This is a genomic window from Pseudomonas entomophila (assembly GCF_013523125.1).
Classification (GTDB): domain Bacteria; phylum Pseudomonadota; class Gammaproteobacteria; order Pseudomonadales; family Pseudomonadaceae; genus Aquipseudomonas; species Aquipseudomonas entomophila_B.
Window position 1 is genome coordinate 19,687 of record NZ_JAAMQJ010000037.1, and the last position, 18,446, is coordinate 38,132.

Here is an 18,446-nt window from a genome sequence, read left to right on the forward strand (position 1 = left end):
GGCGGTTTCCGAGCAAGGAAGAGGGGCGGCGCCATTCTAGGAGGCGGCCGCACTGGCGATAAGCAGGGATTCCTGCGAATCTTTGTTACCGAAAACGCGATAATCAGGCTTTCGTCTGACGGTCGGCGCGGGCGTCTTCGTGTCACAATCGGCCGTCTACTTCGAGAGCGACCCATGGACACCCTGCAAAACATGCGTGCCTTCAGCTGCGTGGCCCAAGTGGGCAGCTTCACCGCCGCTGCCGCGCAACTGGACACCACCACCGCCAACGTCTCCCGTGCGGTTTCCAACCTGGAAGCGCACCTGCAGACGCGCCTGCTCAACCGCACCACCCGACGCATCGCGTTGACCGAGGCGGGCAAGCGCTACCTGATGCGGTGCGAACAGATCCTTACCTATGTCGAGGAAGCCGAAGCCGAGGCCAGCGACGCCCATGCCCGCCCGGCCGGTGTGCTCAAGGTGCATTCGATGACCGGCGTCGGCCAGCACTTCGTGGTCGACGCCATCGCGCGTTATCGCGAAACCCATCCGGACGTCACCTTCGACCTGACCATGGCCAATCGCGTCCCGGACCTGCTCGACGAGGGCTACGACGTGTCCATCGTGCTGGCCAGCGAACTGCCCGACTCGGGCTTCGTGTCGCAGCGCCTGGGCATCACCTACAGCATCGTCTGCGCCTCGCCGGACTACGTGGCGCGTCACGGCGTGGCGCAACGCCCTGCGGACCTGACCCAGCATGCGTGCCTGCGCATGGTCAGCCCGGTGATCCCGCTGGAGAAATGGAGTTTCGACGGGCCCCAGGGGCAGGAGGTGGTCTCCATCGCCCAGTCCCCGTTTCAGGTCAACTCCGCCGACGCGATGAAGGTGGCGATCCGCAGCGGCATGGGCGTGGGCGTGCTGCCGATCTATTCGGCCATCGATGGCCTGCGCGATGGCAGCCTGGTGCGGGTGATGCCGGACTACCGGCTGCAGGAGCTGAACCTGTACGCGATCTACCCGTCGCGTCAGTACCTGGATGCCAAGATCAAGACCTGGGTGGAGTACCTGCGCAACTCCCTGCCGGAGATCCTCGCGGCGCACGAGGCGGACCTCAAGACCCATGAGCTGCTGATCGCGAATTGAAGACAGGGGTGTCTGCTCGGGGATGGGGATGGTAGGTTGCTATGAACCTTACCTTCCCCGCCACCCCTCTTGCAGAAAGGTTGCCCGATGAAAAAAACCGTCTTGGCCTTCAGCCGCATCACGCCCGCCATGGCCGAGCGCCTGCGGCACGATTTCGACGTGATCTTGCCCGACCCCAAGCAGGGCGACCTCAACGCCCAGTTCAACGAAGCGCTGCCCCAGGCCCATGGCCTGATCGGCGTAGGTCGCAAGCTCGGTCGGGCGCAGCTCGAAGGCGCAGGCAAGCTGGAAGTGGTGTCGAGCGTTTCGGTCGGCTATGACAACTACGACCTGGATTACTTCAACGAGCGTGGGATCGCCCTCACCAACACCCCCGACGTGCTGACCGAAAGCACCGCCGACCTGGGCTTTGCGCTGATCATCGGCAGCGCCCGGCGCGTCGCCGAGCTGGACGCCTGGACCAAGGCCGGCCAGTGGCAGGCCAGCGTCACCCCGAACCTGTTCGGCAGCGACGTGCATGGCAAGACCCTGGGCATCGTCGGGCTGGGCAACATCGGCGCGGCCATCGCGCGGCGCGGCCACCTGGGCTTCGGCATGCGCGTGCTGTACGCCGGCAACAGCCGCAAGCCTGCGCTGGAGCAGGAACTGCGCGCCGAATACCGCAGCCTCGACCAGTTGCTGGGCGAGTCCGACTTCGTCTGCCTGGTGGTGCCGCTGAGCGACGCGACACGTCACCTGATCGGTGCGCGCGAACTCAAGCTCATGAAACCCAGCGCCTTCCTGATCAACATCGCCCGTGGCCCGGTGGTGGACGAAGCGGCGCTGATCGAAGCCTTGCAATCGGGCACGATCCGTGGCGCCGGCCTGGACGTCTACGAGAAGGAGCCCCTGGCCGACTCGCCGCTGTTCGCGTTGCCCAATGCACTGACCCTGCCGCATGTCGGCTCGGCCACCGCCGAGACCCGCGAGGCCATGGCCAACCGCGCCCTGGACAACCTGCGTGCGGCGCTGCTGGGCGAGCGCCCGCGGGACCTGGTCAATCCGCAGGTCTGGAAAGGCTGACCCGAGGGCCGGCAGGCCACCGGAGCACCGAGCGCTAGCCTGGCTGGCGCTGCCGGCCCTGGACCTTGCGCACCACATAACGGGGGCGGTGCTTGGTTTCCTGGTAGATGCGCCCGATGTACTCGCCCAGGATGCCAATGCCGATCAACTGCACGCCGCCCAGGAACAGGATCGCCGACATCAGCGAGGGGTAGCCGGGCACATCGGCGTCGAACACCACCGTGTCGATCAGCAGGTACAGGGCGACCAGCAACGCCACCAGCGAGACTGCGCCACCCACGTAGGTCCACAGGCGCAGCGGCACGGTGCTGAACGAGGTGATGCCGTCGAGCGCCAGGTTCCACAGTCGCCAGCCGCCGAACTTGCTGTTCCCGGCCACGCGTGACGGTCGGTCGTATTCGACGATCTCGGTGCGAAAGCCGACCCAGGACAATACCCCCTTCATGAACAGCTGCTGCTCGGGCAGTTGGCGGATGGCCATCACCACCTTGCGGTCGAGCAGGCGAAAGTCTCCGACGTTTTCCTCGATGTGGGTCGAGGCGATGCGGTTGTGCAGGCGGTAGTACAGCCGCGCGCTCCAGCGCTTGAGCCGTGTGTCGGCACTGCGACTGCGTCGCTTGGCCAGCACCACGTCGGCGCCTTGCTGCCAGCGCTCGACCAGCTGGGCGATGATCTCGACCGGATCCTGCAAGTCGACGTCGATCGGCACCACCGCTTCGCCGCCGGCGTACTCCAGGCCTGCGAACAGGGCGGACTCCTTGCCGAAGTTGCGCGAGAAATTGATCACCGTGACCCATTCGTCCTGCTCGGCCAGGCGCGTGCAGATCGCTTCGGTGTCGTCGCTGCTGCCATCGTTGACGAACAGGATCTCGACCGTCATCGCCTTCAGCGTCGGCTCTTCGCGCACGGCCCGGTAGAACCGCTCCACCATGGCTTGTTCATTGAACACCGGCACGATCAGAGAAATGTTCATCGCACGCTCCTCCTGAACACCACGGTGTTCGCATAGGCATAACCCGCGATCAGGCTGATGGCGGAAAAGACCGAGACCGTGAGCCACGGCGACCAGGCCGAGTGGTCTGCGGCCCATCCGATCAGCAGGCTCAGCGCGCCCATGCCGGACATGAACAGCACATAGCCTTTCGTCTTGGGTGCGACCTCGAAGGTGACGCGTGCATTGACCAGGTACGACAGACTGGCCGCAAGGCCGAACGCCACGGCATTGCTCGACGCCTGCGACCAGCCTATGGCCTGATGCAGTACGAAGAACGCCAGCCAATGGATGGCCGTGTTGCCAAGGCCGACCAGGGCATAGCGCGCAAACCGCCGACGGCTCACCAGCGCAAGCCTTCTGGATCACGCGGCGATTTCATCAGCACGTACCCCACATCGTCCACGCGGTGGATGGCATAGAACACAGTGTCCACCTGCGGCTCAGGACTTCGCAGCAGCACCTGTACCCTGTCCAGTCCTTGCGAGCAGTTGAACGTGTTCACGCCGAGTCTGGGCAGCATTTCTGGCAGCAGCAGGAAATCGATGTTCAGCACGTAGCGCAAGGCGGGCATCGCGGCGTACGACCCCTTGGCGGCGGGCAACCACTGGTGGCTGGACCCATTCATCATGCGATAGCACGATAGCCCGGCAAGGCTGGGCTGGGATGTCATGTCCTTGGCCAGGCCAAAGGCGACGGCCTGCTGCAGCTCTTTCTGCATGACCATGACCCGGCCGTAGGCGAAGGCGAAGGCGAGCATTGCCAGCAGCGGCAGGGCCAGGAGCCAGCCGAGATGCGGGTGCACCTGAATCAGGACGCGATGGGCGAGCCACGCCACCAGCAGCATCAAGACGCCGAAGGCCATCAGCGTACGCGCGTGATCGTTGAACACCGCGAACCCCAGCGTGAGGCCGGGCACCAGCAGCACGATCAGCGGCACGGGCACGATCAGCGCAGTGAGCAACCCAAGTCGGTTCATCCTGCTCGTTGGCCGCCGAAGCACCTGGATGACAGCGATCGCCAGGCCGACCCCCGACACGGCCGTGAGTAGGCCGATGAGCCACAGCGTGCCAGGGGTCGCCAGCAGCGCGATGCGCTCATGGACATGAGCCAGCCGCTGCAGGATCGATGCCGGCCATTGGCCGTCCAACGGCAACGTTGCCTGGCGCGCCGGCCCCATGGCCTGGTAAGCGGTGGCGTAGTAGAGCAGGCATCCACCCACCAGCTGCGACAAGCGGCCTGCGACCTGGCGCACCACCGCCTCGAACCTGCCTTTCTCGATCACACTGCGTACCACCTCGACGGCACACAGTGCAGCGAACACGTTCAGGCTGATCTGGTAGAAGCTGCAGGCGATCGCCACCCACAGGGTGCCAGCCAAGGCATCACGCCATCGGTAGACCGGTGTGGCGATGGCCATGATGCAGGCTGCCATGGCCAGGGCCATCCCGGCGCCGTCGTATTGATAGGACAGGTTTTGCAGGAACAGCGGGTTGTACCAAAGCGGCAACACCACCAGCACATGGCTGGCGGTCGGCGCCTCGACGTAATGCCAGACCAGGCGCGCCAAGGCCAGGGCGGCCAGCGTGGTGGCCAGCAGCAAGGGCAAGGGAAACAGATTGGGGGCGATGCCGCTGAACGATAGCCCGGCGTACAGCCATTGCATCAGCACCCGCCCTTCGACCGCCCAGGCGTTGCCTGCTTCCTCCGAGCGCCAACTGTCGTCGATATAGAAATGATCGGCCAGTAGCAGGGGAAGCACATGAAGAGCCAGGGCGATCAGACAGCACACTTGAGTTTCGCGGTAGCTCAGCGGTCTTTTCCAGAAGCTGGAACGCGGCATGGCCGGTCTCGAAGAAGGCTGTCTGCACGTCAGTGTAGTGTCTGTTTCGGGGCTGTCGAGCGCGCGAGCGAAGCGCTGTCGATCAGAGCGGTGTCGCGCGCCTTGGGCGTACGGAACGCCCACACGTTGCCGACCATCACCAGCACCAGCCCCGCCAGGCCGACCGGCGTCCATTGATATCCCTCGACCAGCGCAGACACATTGAGCGCCACCAGCGGGAACAGCACGGTGCAATACGCCGCTCGTTCAGGCCCCAGGCGCCCGACCAGAGTCAGGTACGCGGTGAAACCGATCACCGATCCAGGGATGACCAGATACGCCAGAGCGCCCAGGTAACGGGCGCTCCAGTCGGTGCTGAACGGCACCTGTGCGATCACGCAGTACAGTGCCAGCGCCAAGGCCCCGTAGAGCATGCCCCAGGCGTTGGTCGTCATCGGCTTGAGCCCGGCGCGCTGCTGCACGCTGGAGAGCAGGTTGCCCGCCGAGAAGCACAGCGTACCGGCCAATGCCAGGCCGACGCCGAGCAGCGTGCGCTCACCGACGCGGTGGTGGCTCAGCTCCGGCCAGAACAACAGGCCCAACCCCAGCAGGCCCAACACGCCGCCGCCGATCACGTTGGCCGCGATCGTGCGCTTGAAGAACAGGCGTGCACTCAAGGCGTTCCACAGGGTGGCGGTGGAGAACACCACGGCGATCAGGCCGCTGGCGATCCATTGACTGGCGTTGAGAAAACACAGGAAGTTGACGCAGAACAGGCACAGGCCCTGCGCCAGGCAGATCAGGTGCGCGCGCCGATCCATGCGCTGAAGACGACCGCTGAGCACCAGCAAGGCGAACAGAATCAGCGCGGCCAGGGCGAAGCGATAGACGATGGAGGCCGGAATGGGTACCACGCCGAGCTGCCATTTCAAGGCGATCCAGGTGGTGCCCCAGATCAGGACAGTGAGCACGTACAGCGACAGGTTCATGGGGACGCTCCTTGGGTCAGGCCGACAGTGTCGAGCGGCGGCCCACCGTGCGCTTGCACAAACTTGCGGTTTTGCGCAGCGCTACGCTGCCCTTCCCCTGCGTCTGGCCGTACGATGAGCTCGGAGGAAGTGCCCATGACCCCCTTGAACCAGCTAGACGTCTTCAACAGCATGCAGGCTTCGCCCAACGCGCGCCTGGAGCTGAGCGCGACCTTGGACACCGGCATGGCGGCAGCGGTGTGGTACAACCGCGACGATGCCCGCGACTACCAGGCGCCGACCCATCACACCCTGTCGTGTTACATCGCCGATGGCACAGGAACCTTTCGGCGCCAGCAGCCCGGTGCCAAAGGCGCGCCGAACAAGCTGTGCGTGATGCCGGCCGGGCACGAGTCCAACTGGGTGGTCAATGGCGCGATCCGCCTGGCGCACCTGTACGTCAGCGAAGAGCAGTTCGCCCTGGGCTGCGTGCGTCTGCTCGACCGTGAGCCGCGGGAGCTGCAACTGCACGAGGCGACCTTCCTCGACGATCCTCACCAGGCCGCGCGTTTTCGTCGGTTGATCACCGTGGACTGGCAGGAACCTGGTGAACGGCTACTGGCCAGCAGCCTGGGGCAGGCGATCATCGACCATGCCTTGCTCGGACAGGTCGGCCTGCGTCAGGGCTTGCGTCTGAAAGGCGGGTTGGCACCGCATCAGCGTCGGCATCTGGTGGATTACATCGAGACGCACCTGGACCAACCGCTCACGCTGGACGAACTGGCGCTGCGCTGCCACTTGTCCAGCTACCATTTCGCCCGGATGTTCCGAGTCAGCTTCTCCCTGCCGCCCCATCGCTACGTGCTGGCCCGCCGTCTGGCCCGCGGCTGTCACTGGTTACGCGACAGCGACCTGCCGTTGGGCCAGGTGGCGTTGCTGTGCGGGTTCGCCAGCGCCAGTCATTTCAGCAACCGGTTCCGCGCTGCCCTGGGCGCGACCCCGGGCGATTACCGCGCCGTGTTTCGAGGCTCAGGCCGGCCATAGCGCCAGAACCGGCCCCAGCACCAGGCTGACGGCCGCCAGGCCCAGCAACGCCCGTGGCTGGTAGGGCAGGCCGAAGACCCAGATGAGCAATCCCGCCATCGACACGGCTGTCCACTGCACCAGGCCATAGGCCCACCCCTGCCGCTGCACGGCCAGCAGCAGCGAAACGAGCAGCAGTCCCCACCCTACGCCCCTCGCCAGGCGCGACTGCGCGGGAGTAGGCCTGCGCTTGAGCAGGTCGCTGGCGTGCTTGTCCATCGCCAGGCACAAGGTCGCGAACCCGGCGAACGCCAGCATGGCCACGCCGAGCATCAGCTGGCCTCCACGTCGGTCATGGCCTCACGGGCAGCCTGGACGGTCCGAGGCGCGCGCTTGACCACGTGGGGTGCGGCGAGCATGCGTCGCGCGGTCCAGGCCAGCAGCAGGCCGGTAACCAGCGCCGTCAGGTCGAAGCCGGCCATGGCCCAGTCGCCGACGGGCACGGAGTGGTTCAAGCCTTGGCCGGTGGTCAGGCCATTGAGCAGCGGCAGGCCGGCGAAGGCCAGCGCGCCCAGCGTCAGTTGCTCGCCCCAGGCTCGACGTCCAGGGCGCAGCGCGGCATGCACCAGCGCCAGCGCCCAGGCGATGAAGAAGGCGCTCACTTCCCCGTCGGCGCGCCCTTCGAAGGTCACCGGCAGCAGCCGGTTGGCCCAGAAGAATGCGGCCACCCCGAGCAGCAGGCCGCTCATGCTGGCGATGTTGAGCACCTCCACCAGGCGTAGCTCGCCGGGCATGCTCGGCTGCTTGGCGTGCTTGAGCTGCCGCTTGCCCAGCCACATCACCAGCCCCGTGCCGATCACTGCAGTCCCGGCCACGCCGAAGACCGCATACAGCCAGCGCAGCCAAGGGCCGGCGTAGTTGCCCATGTGCAGGCCGACGAAGGTGAAGGAGGTCATCATCGCGACGCTTTCCGGCGCGCCCTGCGACAGCGTGGCGCCACTGACGCCATCGAACGTCCATGTCTCGCTGCGCTTGTAGGCCACATGGTCGGCGGCCGAGCGGGTAAAGCTCACGTGGGCATTCTGGTCGTTGGGGTTCTGCACCTGGATGAAGCCCATGCGCGCCCCCGGCACCTGCGTCTGCACCTTGGCGTACAGCCCTGGCAACGAGGTCAGGGGAGCAGCGGCACCGGCAGCGGGCACGGTCTGGTCACGCCCGAACAGGTCGGCGAAGTAGCCGTCGGCGCTGCCGTAGCTGGCGAGGATGCCGGCCGGCATGACCAGGTACATGAAGATCACCAGGCTGCTGTAGCTGATCATCAGGTGAAACGGCAGCACCAGTACGCCGATGGCGTTGTGGCCATCCAGCCAGGAGCGTTGGCCTTTGCCCGGACGGAAGGTGAAGAACTCCTTGAAGAACTTCTTGTGGGTGATGATCCCGGTCACCAGCCCCAGCAGCATGATGAAGGCGCAGAAGGTCGACAGCCAGCGCCCCCAGGGATGCGGCATTTCCAACTGGAAGTGGAAGCGGTAGAAGAACTCCCCGCCTCGGCTTTCGCGGGCTTCGACAACCTCCCCGCTGCGCGCGTCGAGCTCTTTACCCGTGAAACCTCGGCGACCGACCGCGTCCTTGGCGCGCCAGTTGACGCTGATGGCCGGCTCGCGCTCGCTGGGCAGGCGGATGAACCAGCTGCTGGCATCAGCGGCGTTGGCCTGCAGGTAGCGCTGGGCCACGGCCAGGCTGGCAGCCGGATCGAGCGCATGGCGCTGGATTTCCGGTTTGCTCCAGTGGCTGATCTCTTCCTTGAAGTACGAGAGCGTCCCGGTCAGGAAGATCGCGAACAGCAACCAGCCGAAGATCAGGCCGAGCCAGGTGTGCAACCAGGCCATCGCCTGGCGGAAGCCCTCTCTCATGGGTACGCCATCCCGTAGACCAGACCGTTGATCGCGCCCAGCATCAGGCTCGGCGCCAGCACACCGACCCAGGCGCGCCACGTGCTGCGGCAGGCGAAGCACCAGAGAAAGGCCAGCACGTAGAAGACGAAGGACAGCATGGAGCCGATCAGCACGGCATCGACCTGCGGCCCCGGGATCAGCAACGCCAGACACACACTGACCATCGACGCCAGCAAGTAGCCCCCCAGCAAGGCGGCCAGGCAGCGCGAGGCGACGGCCAGTCGATAACCGAGCATGGGCCCGGCGGCGTTGCTTTTCATCGAACGTATCCAGAGGAAGGACAAGGGTTGCGATAATAATGAGTTGGATTCTCATATGCAAAGCAGCAACGCACGTTTCCCTTGCTGCTCACCGTCACGCACTTTAAAATGCGAACAATTCTCGATCACACTCGCGCCTGCCTGGTGCTGGAGTCAGCATGGCGTTTCCTTCCCCTACCCCTTTGGTCGAAGGCCTCTACCGCGACCACCATCACTGGCTGACCGGTTGGCTGCGCCAGCGTCTGGGCTGCCCGCACAATGCCGCAGACCTGGCGCAGGACACCTTCATCAAGCTGCTGCACGCGCGGGAAACGCCCCAGTTGATCGAGCCCCGCGCCTTTCTGGTGACCATCGCCAAACGGGTCATGTGCAACCACTTCCGGCGCCAGGAACTCGAGCGGGCCTACCTGCAGGCCTTGGCGCAGGCGCCTGAGGCCTGTGCGCCCAGTGAGGAACACAAAGCGATCATCTTCGAAACGCTGCTCGAGCTCGACCGGTTGCTCGATGGCTTGCCGGTCCTGGTCAAGCGCGCGTTCCTGCTGTCGCAGGTCGATGGGTTGGGCCAGTCCGAGATCGCCGTGCAGTTGGGGATTTCGCTGGCCACGGTCAAACGCCACCTGCACAAGGCAGCCTTGCGCTGCTATTTTGCCCTGTGAGCCTCCCTTTCGCCCCTGCCGTGGCCGAGCAGGCCGTGCACTGGCTGCTCGCCTCGCAGGATGACGACTTCGGCCCGCGCCAGCAGGCGGCCTTTGCTGACTGGCTCGAAGCCGACCCGGAGCATCGCCGCGCCTGGGAACACATCCAGCAGGTCAACCGACGCTTTCGCACGGTCGCCTCACCGGTCCTTCATGCCACCTTGCAAGCGCCGCCCTCGCCCGCGCGACGACACGCGCTCAAGGCCCTGCTGCTGGCAGGTGTGGTGACCGGGTGCGGACTGGGTCTGCAAACGCACCCGTCGATGCCGCATCTGCTGGCCGACTACCGCAGCCCGCTTGGTCAGCGTCGGCGCCTGACCCTGGACGATGGCAGCCTGTTGCAACTGAACACCGCCAGCGCCGCCGATGTGCAGATCACCGCACAGGCGCGCCACGTCAGGCTGCTGGAGGGCGAAGCGCAGCTAGACGTGCGCGCGGGGTTGCGCCCCTTGTCGCTGGAGACGGCCGGTGGGCGGCTGCAGCTCGAACACGGGCGATTCAACGTGCGCCGGTTCATGGGCTACAGCCTGGTGTCGGTGTTCGACGGTATGGCGATCCTGCACGGCCAGGGTTTGCAGGCAGGGCAGCAGGCCCGGCTGCTGGACGACCGTTGGCAGGCGGTGGCGCCCCTGGACCCCAACGTCGGCGCCTGGGTCGATGGCATGCTCGTCGCCTCGCACATGCGCCTGGCAGACTTTCTCGACGAGCTGTCGCGCTATCGCCCCGGTCGGCTAGGGTGCAGTGAGCGCATCGCGGGGCTGCGCGTATCCGGCTCGTACCCGATAGACGACAGCGAGCGCATCCTGCACATGCTCAGCGTGGCCCTGCCGGTACGGGTACGACGCTTCACGCGCTACTGGGTTCAGGTAGAGCCGACCTGATCCGCACCATGCGACTGCCGATTTTTTCATCGTGTGTGAGCCATTTCGTCGACCTCGCGTGACAGACAAGGCAAAGACCCACCTTCGAAGGATGTTTGCTTCATGCCTCTGTCACGCACGCCTTGCCTCCCGGCGCTGTTGTTCGCCACCAGTCTGGTGTTCACCGTACCCGCCGTGCAGGCGGCCGAGACCCGCACCTATCACATCGCCGCCGGTGGGCTCGAGGACGCCCTGAACCAGTTCGGCCGACAGAGCGGCGTGTTGATTGCCTACGGCTCGGCCTTGACCCAGGGCCTGCTCAGCCCTGGCCTGGAAGGACCCTACGAGGTCGCCGCCGGCCTGGATGCCCTGTTGCGCGGCAGTGGCCTGCAGGCACAGCCGAATGCCGGTGGCTATACCTTGGAGCCTGCGAAGGTGCCCGTGGCGGGCGAGCCGCTGGAGCTGGGCACCTCGACCGTGGTCGGTGACTGGCTGGGCGACGCCCGCCAGGATCGGGTGTTCGAGCACGCTGGCGCCCGTGACGTGATCCGTCGTGAGGAATTCCAGCGCAGTGGCGCCGCGACCGCACGGGACGTACTCGACCGCATGCCGGGGGTCAACGCGCCCGAGAACAACGGCACCGGTGGCCATGACCTGGCGCTGAACTTCGGCATCCGCGGTCTCAACCCACGACTGGCCTCGCGCTCGACAGTGCTGATGGACGGCATTCCGGTGCCCTTCGCGCCGTACGGACAACCCCAGTTGTCGCTGGCCCCGATCAGCCTGGGCAACATGGACGCGGTGGACGTGGTCCGCGGCGGCGGCGCGGTGCGCTATGGCCCGCAGAACGTCGGAGGCATCGTCAACTTCGTCACCCGTGCGATCCCCGAGGCGCCCACGCTCAAGGCGTCCATGACCAACCGCATCAGCCCCTCGTCGAGCCATGATGGCTTCAAGAACACCGCCAACCTGCTGGTCGGCGGCACCAACGACAACGGGCTGGGCGGCGCGCTGCTCTACTCCGGCACCCGGGGCGGTGACTGGCGCGAACACAGCGACACACAGATCGACGACCTCATCCTCAAGAGCGCGCTGCAGCTGGATGAGGCCAACAGTCTGCATGCCATGGCGCAGTACTACGAAGGCGAGGCAGACATGCCGGGTGGTCTGAGCAAAGCCAATTTCGACGCAGATCCCTATCAGTCGTCCCGCACCAACGACACGTTCTGGGGCCGTCGGACGCTGTTCAATGTGGGCTACGATTACCGTCAGGACGACCGTCAGTTCAGCGTCAACAGCTTCTTCACCAAGACCTTGCGCAGTGGCTACCTGGACCAGGGCAACTTCGTGTCCCTGTCGCCGCGCGAGTACTGGGTGCGCGGCCTGGAGACGCGGTTCTCCCAAGGAATCGCCCTCGGCGACAGCTGGCATGAGCTGGGCGTCGGCTATCGCTACGTCAACGAATCCAGCCATGAGCTGCGCTTTCGCGAAGCCCCGGGCGCCGACCTGCCGACCACGGCCAGCCGTAACGATCGTGACACCCGCGGGCACACCGAAGCCCATGCCGTGTACCTGGACGATCGCATCGACATCGGTCGCTGGACGCTGACCCCAGGCATCCGCTACGAACTGATCGACTCCGAGCAGGACAATGCCCTCAACGGCAAGCGCTACCAGGGCGACTACACGACCGCACTGCCTGCGTTGAACGTGCTCTATCGCCTGAGCGAACGCTGGAACCTGTATGCCAACACCGAAGGCTCCTTCGGCAGCGTGCAGTACAGCCAGATGCCCAACCGCGTCAGCAGTGGCGAAGTGAAGCCGGAAAAGGCCCGTACCTGGGAAATCGGTACGCGCTACGACAGCGGCGACCTGCAAGCCGAACTGGGGCTGTTCTTGATCAACTTCGACAACCAGTACGAAAGCAACCAGACCAATGACTCGGTGATCGCCCGTGGCGAGACGCGGCACCAAGGCATCGAGACCCGTGTGCGCTACGCGCTGGATGGCCTCGACCCACGCCTGGCCGGCTTCGACGTGCACGCCAGCTACGCCTTCGTCGATGCGCGCATTCGTGAGGATGGGCCCAACAAAGGCAACCGCGTGCCCTTCTCCTCACGACACAAAGGCGACCTGGGCGTGGGCTACAGCGAAGGACCCTGGCAGGCCAACCTCGATGTCAGCTTCCAGGACGGCCAGTTCGCCGACAATGCCAACACCCGTGCCGAAAGCGCCGACGGCAGCACGGGAAGAATCCCCGGGTACATGTTGGCCAGTACCCGCGTGGCCTATGACTTCGGTCCTGAATGGTCGAACCTGAACGTTGCTCTGGGCGTGAAAAACCTGTTCAACCGCGAGTACTACACCCGCTCGTTCGATGACAACAACAAGGGCAAGTATGTCGGGGAGCCGCGCACGCTGTACCTGCAGACGTCCGTCGAGTTCTGACCGCATCGCGCAACCCTCGACGGTCGGCAACTACCTTTTGCAACAGGACATTTATCTGGCGAAGGGGGTTGAATTCTATGCACTTTCCCCCGACCCTGGAGTCAAGAGGCAATAGATCCCTTGGCCTTTTCGGCCAGGGCAAGGGCCTCTTGCGAGCCAGCTGAATAAGGATTGAACCATGCAGATCCAGGTCAACAGCAGCAATCAAATCGAAGGCGGCATCCGTCTCAACGACTGGGTGACCAGCACCCTGCAAAGCGCGCTCGAACGCTACGAGGAAGACCTGACCCGCATCGAGGTGCACCTGAGTGACGAAAACGGCGCCAAGTCCGGGGCCGACGACAAGCGTTGCCAGCTCGAGGCACGACCCAAGGGCCACCAGCCGATCTCCGTGACCCACAACGCCCCCTCGCTCGAGCTGGCCATCGATGGCGCGGCCGAGAAGCTCGACCATGCACTGGAACACCTGTACGGCAAGCTGCGTGACAAGCGCGCCGTGCCGGAACTGATCGAAGACCCGGACTTGCAAGGCCTGGACGGCTCTGAAGAGCTGGAAGGCCTGCAGGACCTGCAAGCCCAGGAAGAGGCCAAGGCCTCGAAAGCCTGACCGATGTGCCGGACGCCGGGCTTCGTGCCCTGCGTCCGGCCTGGCGTGAACCAACGCCCGTCGCCGCCGGTCAATCCTTGCACGTCCCTCGCCATAGAACCGGCACCATGCACAACCCGTTCAACCTCATCAGCGATGCCTTCGCCCCGCGTTACCGGGTCAACCTGAGCATCGAACGACTCGACGGCAGCATCATGCTGACCTTGTCCACCGAGCACGGCGTGGCCGCCAAGCGCCTGATCACGCCCGAGCAACGCAACGATCCTCAACGCCTTCGGCACGTGATCGACAGCCTTCGCCTGGACCTTGCCTCCGAGCAGGGAGACACCCTGCCCTTGCTGACAGGCATGCCCCGCGATCCGCGCTCGCCCGCCTCGTCCACCCCCGTGAGTGGCGTCACCCTCTGATCGGCACGCTTCTCACCCGCGGCTGATCACTTGCCGTCGTCCAGATCCTTGCCATGTGCATCGAGCACGCGCGCCGAAGGGTAGCGATACGAGGCGTAGCGCACCACCAGGATGGAACACGCCAGCAGCAGGATGCCGCCGCACAGGTACAGCAGCCCGACATCCGGCGCCTTGTGGTGCGACACATCACCGATCAGCAGGCGCGTCAGCGCAGTGATCGCCACGTAGAGCAAGAAGCGGATCGGCATGTGGTTGGTCTTGAAGTAGATCCCCACCATGGCGCCCAGCTCCAGGTAGATGAACAGCAGCAGGATGTCATCGACACTGGCACTGCCCTGGCCCACCATTTCCAGAAAGGTCATCAGCGCGGCCCAGGCGGTCACCCCACCGATGCCGAACAAGGCCAGGTAGTGGAACGACTCGACGCACAGATTGCCAGCGAGTCGGCGGAGCCATGCAGGCCCTTGCGCAGCTTTTCAGCCCATTTGATGTTCACGATGTCCAGCTCCCGAGGTGACGGATGGAAAGGTACGTCATGTCCATGACAGATGTCGCCATGCAGGCATGAGGCCAAAGCACTAGCCTGAGAAGACGACCGAGCGTCGCAGGACACGTCGACGCGGGGACGAAGGGCATCTTCCGGCTTGCGCTGGAAGGGCGAATGCGGAATACTGTATATAGATACAGCAATCTACAGACAGCGATAAAGGCATAGAGGTGATGAATGGCCGTCGAAGTGGTGTACCGCAGCAGTCGCGACCCGGAGCGTTTGTTCATGGATAAAGCCGAAGCAGATCGTCATGACAAGATGCTCGAACTGGCCGAGCGCCTGGCCGACGTGCTGCAAAAAGCCGTACCGTCGTTGAACGAGAAGCAGGTCGAAGAGGCAGGCATCTACATGGCCAAGCACCGGGACGTGTTCGCCCGGGCATTCAAGAGCCAGCCGGATGCACTCGGCGAGTTGCTTGATGGCCAGGTCGACTGATCGAGTCGAGGCGCGAGCGTATGTCAGAGGCGTCTGCGCCTGTTCACTGGACGAACCGGGGCCCGGCAGCTAATAGTTAAGACGTCGGGAGATGCCTCATGAATCCACGTCACGCTTGCCTGGCCTGCCTGCAACACGATCCGCCAGATCTGGTCGCTGCTGCCCTGTGGGTCGCTGCCGAGCATGACCGAGAGGTCGTCCCCGAGGCCTGGCTGCGGCACGTTCAACACGTTCAGCACGAGGTGCAGGTTCACCTGCCTGCGTTGCCGGCGGCCGAACTCGCCCAACTGCTGCTGCGCCAGCTTAATGCGCTCGGCTTTCAACAGGACGAGCAATTTCCCCTGCGGCCCCATGCTGCCCTGCTGGACCAGGTGCGGCTCAGGCGCCGAGGCCAACCACTGCCGTTGGCGATCCTTGCACTGGAACTGGCGCGGCGTCTGGATATCGCGCTCGAGGGTGTGAACTTTCCGGAGCATTTCCTGCTGCGGGTGCCCGGTGCCGACTACCTGCTCGACCCCTGCGGCGGCCGGCGCCTGTACCCGGCCGACTGCCGCGACCTGCTGGCCCGTCAGTATGGCGCGCAGGTGACCCTTACCGCCGACCACCTGCAGGCCGCCACGCCCTGGCAGATGCTGCAACGCCTGTCGCGCAACCTGCGTCAGCTGCATGCCGACAACGATCAGCCCTTGGCCGCGCTGGTGGATGCCGAGCGGGTCATGCAGCTGGGGGCGCCGACGGCGGCGGACTATGTGGCGCGGGCCATCCTCTACCAGCGGCTGGAGTGCCCCGAGGCAGAGCGGTTCGACCTGGAGCGCGCCTTGTTGCTGAGCGATGACCCGGTGCAGCGGTTGCGGTTGAGCGAACGGCTGGGACGCCTGCCGGTGACGGGGCATTCTCTTCATTGAGGCTGGGTCGTGATGTTGGTCTGAGCGGTGCCACTGATGGGTATGCTTGCAGGCGGACTTCGTGGGTCTTTTGCGCCCAATCGTGGCCGGTCTGGCGCCTCGGCAGAGACCGCCCCCACACCCGTAGCCGTATTACGGCGTTGCAGGCTATCGCAGGACCTTGTGTGGGCTTGCCCGCGATGCAGGCGGCGCCTGACAGGGCCCTATCGCTGGCAAGCCAGCTCCCACCCAGATCTCTGCAGCCGTCGGTGTAGGCGTGGCTGCGCAAGCAGCTTGTGGGAGCGGGCTTGCCCGCGATAGCGTCCAGACCGTCGCCGCCTGCATCGCGGGCAAGCCCGCTTGCTCCCACAGAAGGCTGAGCTGGTCCGTCAGCTCCCACGGAGGGATGCATTGGTCTGTCAGGTCAGCCCGGCGTATCCGCTTGTGCCTGCGGATGGGCGGTGATGAAGGCCGGATGCCGTTCCGCCAGCGCGACTACCCGCTGGATACGCGGGCAGGCCTCCAGCCCCACGCCGAAGCGCCGGGCCGCGTATACCTGCGGCACCACGAACACATCCGCCCACCCCGGTGTATCGCCGAGACAGTACCCCTCCTCGCCCAACATCGGCTCCACCGCCGCCAGTCCACGACCGATCCAGTGCGCGATCCAGGCCTGCACGTCGGTCTCCTTCACCCCAAGCCCCCGCAGCCGTTGCAGGACAGCCACGTTGTGCAGGGGGTGGACGTCGCACCCAATCAACCCGGCGATGCTGCGCGCCTGGGCGCGGGCCAGCAGGTCGGCCGGCAGAAGCGGCGGCGTGGGCCAGCGTTCTTCCAGGTAATCGAGAATGGCCATGGACTGCGTCAGGACCTGCCCCGTGTCCAGGCGCAGGGCCGGCACGCGGCCTTGCGGGTTGACGTCCAGGTAGCCAGCCTCCTGCTGCTCACCCGTCAGCAGGTTCACAGGGAGCGTCTGAACCTCTACGCCCTTGAGCGCGAGGGCGATACGCACGCGGTACGACGCGGTCGAGCGGTAATAGGTGAACAGCTCCATTCCCAGGCCCTCAGCGCGCCGGCATGACCCTGCCCCGGCACTCGCCGAACCCAATGCTGACCTGGCCCTCGCGCACGCAGCGCGCGCGCAGGGTGACCTCGTCGCCATCCTCGAGAAACTGCCGCCGTTCGCTGTTGGGCAGCTCGACAGGCTGTTTGCCACCTTCGGTCATTTCCAACAGGCTGCCGAACGAACCCGGTTCGGTACCCGACAAGGTGCCCGAGCCGAACAGATCCCCCGGTTGCAACTGGCAACCGTTGACGCTGTGGTGGGCGACCATCTGGGCCACGGTCCAGTACATGCTCGACGCATGGCTGCGTGCCAGACGGTGGGGCGGCAGCCCGGCGGCGCGCATGCGCTCGGTCGACAGCAGCACCTCCAGCTCGATGTCGAACGCGCCCTGGGCCTGGTCCTGGGTGTCGAACAGGTAAGGCAGGGGGTGCGGATCGTCGGCGGGACGCACGGGCTGTGCGCGACGGAACGGTGCCAGCGCTTCGGCGGTGATGACCCAGGGCGACAGGCTGGTCATGAAGCTCTTGGACAGGAACGGCCCCAGCGGCTGGTACTCCCAGGCCTGGATATCCCGTGCCGACCAGTCGTTGAGCAGACACAGGCCAGCCAGATGTTGCCTGGCCTCGGCGATCGGGATCGCCTCACCCAGGGCATTGCCAGGCCCGATCCAGACACCCAGTTCGAGTTCGTAGTCCAGCTTGGCGCTTGGGCCGAACACCGGCTGGGCCGCGCCGGCTGGCAAGGTCTGGCCGCAAGGACGTTGCATCGGCGTGCCCGAAGGCCGCAGGGTCGAGGCGCGCCCGTGGTAGGCGATGGGCACGTGCTTGTAGTTGGGCAGCAAGGGGTTGTCCGGGCGGAACAGCTTGCCGACGTTGGTGGCGTGTTGCAGGCCGACGTAGAAGTCGGTGTAGTCGCCGACCCGCGCCGGCAAGTGCATCTGGCAGTCGGCCATGGGGTACAGGGCGTCTTCCAGAAGGCGGCGGTACTCGCTGTGTTCGGCCAGCAGTGCCTGCACGCGCTCGCGCAGGGCCACGCGGGGTGCAGCGCCCAGGGCGAACAGCCCGTTCAGCGTGCCCCCCTCGGTCGCGGCGACGGCCGCCTGGGCCGCGCCGTCGAGCAGGCCGGCCGCCGAGACGGCCTGCAGGTCGAGGATGGCGTCACCGATGGCCACGCCACAGCGCGGCGCCTCACCCGGTCGGCTGAAGATGCCCAGCGGCAGGTTCTGCAGCGGGAAGTCGGCATGGTCATTGGCATGCTCGACCCAGCTGCGGGCAACGGCGGTCTGGCTCAT

The 18,446-nt window shown here is 65.5% G+C and carries 19 protein-coding genes and 1 pseudogene; 10 read left to right on the top strand and 10 right to left on the bottom strand.

Going from position 1 to position 18,446, the window contains the following annotated elements:
• The first annotated feature begins 174 nt into the window (after positions 1 to 174).
• Together G7007_RS17250 and G7007_RS17255 are read left to right on the top strand one after the other, a co-directional pair.
• Complete coding sequence (locus G7007_RS17250) at positions 175 to 1,122, top strand: LysR family transcriptional regulator (RefSeq protein WP_181103591.1); 948 nt, start codon at positions 175 to 177, stop codon at positions 1,120 to 1,122.
• An 87-nt stretch (positions 1,123 to 1,209) separates the two neighbouring features.
• Positions 1,210 to 2,184: a 2-hydroxyacid dehydrogenase gene (locus G7007_RS17255; RefSeq protein ID WP_181103592.1), complete on the top strand. Its 975-nt coding sequence runs from the start codon at positions 1,210 to 1,212 to the stop codon at positions 2,182 to 2,184.
• Between the two features lie 34 nt (positions 2,185 to 2,218).
• Here G7007_RS17255 and G7007_RS17260 read toward each other — a convergent pair whose 3' ends face one another.
• Genes G7007_RS17260 through G7007_RS17275 form a run of 4 tightly spaced genes read right to left on the bottom strand, consistent with a single transcriptional unit; the run spans position 2,219 to position 5,986 of the window.
• Positions 2,219 to 3,157: a glycosyltransferase family 2 protein gene (locus G7007_RS17260; protein WP_181103594.1), complete on the bottom strand. Its 939-nt coding sequence runs from the start codon at positions 3,155 to 3,157 to the stop codon at positions 2,219 to 2,221.
• Entirely contained in the window at positions 3,154 to 3,522 is a 369-nt protein-coding gene (locus G7007_RS17265; RefSeq protein WP_308852308.1) for a GtrA family protein, read from the bottom strand. Before G7007_RS17265 ends, G7007_RS17260 begins: the two co-directional genes overlap by 4 nt.
• Entirely contained in the window at positions 3,519 to 5,018 is a 1,500-nt protein-coding gene (locus tag G7007_RS17270) for a glucosyltransferase domain-containing protein (protein ID WP_181103596.1), read from the bottom strand. The genes G7007_RS17265 and G7007_RS17270 overlap by 4 nt, the downstream gene beginning before the upstream one ends.
• A 29-nt stretch (positions 5,019 to 5,047) precedes the next feature.
• Positions 5,048 to 5,986, bottom strand: a complete 939-nt coding sequence (locus G7007_RS17275; protein ID WP_181103597.1) for a DMT family transporter — start codon at positions 5,984 to 5,986, stop codon at positions 5,048 to 5,050.
• A 135-nt stretch (positions 5,987 to 6,121) separates the two neighbouring features.
• On the opposite strand from G7007_RS17275, the gene G7007_RS17280 reads away from it, so the two are divergent.
• The gene (locus G7007_RS17280) at positions 6,122 to 7,009 is read left to right on the top strand and encodes a helix-turn-helix domain-containing protein (RefSeq protein ID WP_181103599.1); all 888 of its coding nucleotides are present in this window, start codon (positions 6,122 to 6,124) and stop codon (positions 7,007 to 7,009) included.
• Here the strand turns inward: G7007_RS17280 and G7007_RS17285 are convergent.
• The 3 genes from G7007_RS17285 to G7007_RS17295 are packed head-to-tail and all read right to left on the bottom strand — an operon-like array spanning position 6,995 to position 9,203.
• Positions 6,995 to 7,321: a DUF3325 domain-containing protein gene (locus G7007_RS17285; RefSeq protein WP_181103600.1), complete on the bottom strand. Its 327-nt coding sequence runs from the start codon at positions 7,319 to 7,321 to the stop codon at positions 6,995 to 6,997. The two genes, G7007_RS17280 and G7007_RS17285, sit on opposite strands and share 15 nt — an antisense overlap.
• Entirely contained in the window at positions 7,321 to 8,901 is a 1,581-nt protein-coding gene (locus G7007_RS17290; RefSeq protein WP_181103602.1) for a PepSY-associated TM helix domain-containing protein, read from the bottom strand. Before G7007_RS17290 ends, G7007_RS17285 begins: the two co-directional genes overlap by 1 nt.
• Positions 8,898 to 9,203, bottom strand: a complete 306-nt coding sequence (locus tag G7007_RS17295) for a DUF3649 domain-containing protein (RefSeq protein ID WP_181103604.1) — start codon at positions 9,201 to 9,203, stop codon at positions 8,898 to 8,900. The genes G7007_RS17290 and G7007_RS17295 overlap by 4 nt, the downstream gene beginning before the upstream one ends.
• Positions 9,204 to 9,361: 158 nt before the next feature.
• On the opposite strand from G7007_RS17295, the gene G7007_RS17300 reads away from it, so the two are divergent.
• From G7007_RS17300 to G7007_RS17320, 5 genes are all read left to right on the top strand, one after another.
• Entirely contained in the window at positions 9,362 to 9,859 is a 498-nt protein-coding gene (locus G7007_RS17300) for a sigma-70 family RNA polymerase sigma factor (protein ID WP_181103606.1), read from the top strand.
• On the top strand, positions 9,856 to 10,779 hold the full coding sequence (locus tag G7007_RS17305; protein WP_181103607.1) for a FecR domain-containing protein: 924 nt from the start codon (positions 9,856 to 9,858) through the stop codon (positions 10,777 to 10,779). Before G7007_RS17300 ends, G7007_RS17305 begins: the two co-directional genes overlap by 4 nt.
• Positions 10,780 to 10,881: 102 nt before the next feature.
• Positions 10,882 to 13,206: a TonB-dependent Fe(3+) dicitrate receptor FecA gene (fecA, locus tag G7007_RS17310; RefSeq protein ID WP_181103609.1), complete on the top strand. Its 2,325-nt coding sequence runs from the start codon at positions 10,882 to 10,884 to the stop codon at positions 13,204 to 13,206.
• A gap of 178 nt (positions 13,207 to 13,384) precedes the next feature.
• A complete protein-coding gene (locus tag G7007_RS17315) occupies positions 13,385 to 13,813 on the top strand; it encodes an HPF/RaiA family ribosome-associated protein (RefSeq protein WP_181103611.1) in 429 nt (142 codons plus the stop codon).
• A gap of 107 nt (positions 13,814 to 13,920) precedes the next feature.
• Complete coding sequence (locus tag G7007_RS17320; protein WP_181103612.1) at positions 13,921 to 14,220, top strand: DUF3509 domain-containing protein; 300 nt, start codon at positions 13,921 to 13,923, stop codon at positions 14,218 to 14,220.
• 26 nt (positions 14,221 to 14,246) lie between these two features.
• Here G7007_RS17320 and G7007_RS17325 read toward each other — a convergent pair.
• Positions 14,247 to 14,716, bottom strand: a pseudogene (locus tag G7007_RS17325) (phosphate-starvation-inducible protein PsiE).
• A gap of 228 nt (positions 14,717 to 14,944) precedes the next feature.
• Here G7007_RS17325 and G7007_RS17330 point away from each other — a divergent pair.
• Positions 14,945 to 15,205 (top strand): YebG family protein, encoded by a 261-nt coding sequence (locus G7007_RS17330; protein WP_181103614.1) that lies wholly within the window; start codon positions 14,945 to 14,947, stop codon positions 15,203 to 15,205.
• Positions 15,206 to 15,303: 98 nt separating this feature from the next.
• Positions 15,304 to 16,110: a SirB1 family protein gene (locus tag G7007_RS17335; RefSeq protein WP_181103615.1), complete on the top strand. Its 807-nt coding sequence runs from the start codon at positions 15,304 to 15,306 to the stop codon at positions 16,108 to 16,110.
• A 403-nt stretch (positions 16,111 to 16,513) separates the two neighbouring features.
• Here the strand turns inward: G7007_RS17335 and maiA are convergent, their stop codons facing one another.
• Together maiA and fahA are read right to left on the bottom strand one after the other, a co-directional pair.
• Positions 16,514 to 17,143: a maleylacetoacetate isomerase gene (gene maiA, locus G7007_RS17340; protein WP_181103617.1), complete on the bottom strand. Its 630-nt coding sequence runs from the start codon at positions 17,141 to 17,143 to the stop codon at positions 16,514 to 16,516.
• Positions 17,144 to 17,153: 10 nt separating this feature from the next.
• A complete protein-coding gene (fahA, locus tag G7007_RS17345; RefSeq protein WP_181103618.1) occupies positions 17,154 to 18,446 on the bottom strand; it encodes a fumarylacetoacetase in 1,293 nt (430 codons plus the stop codon).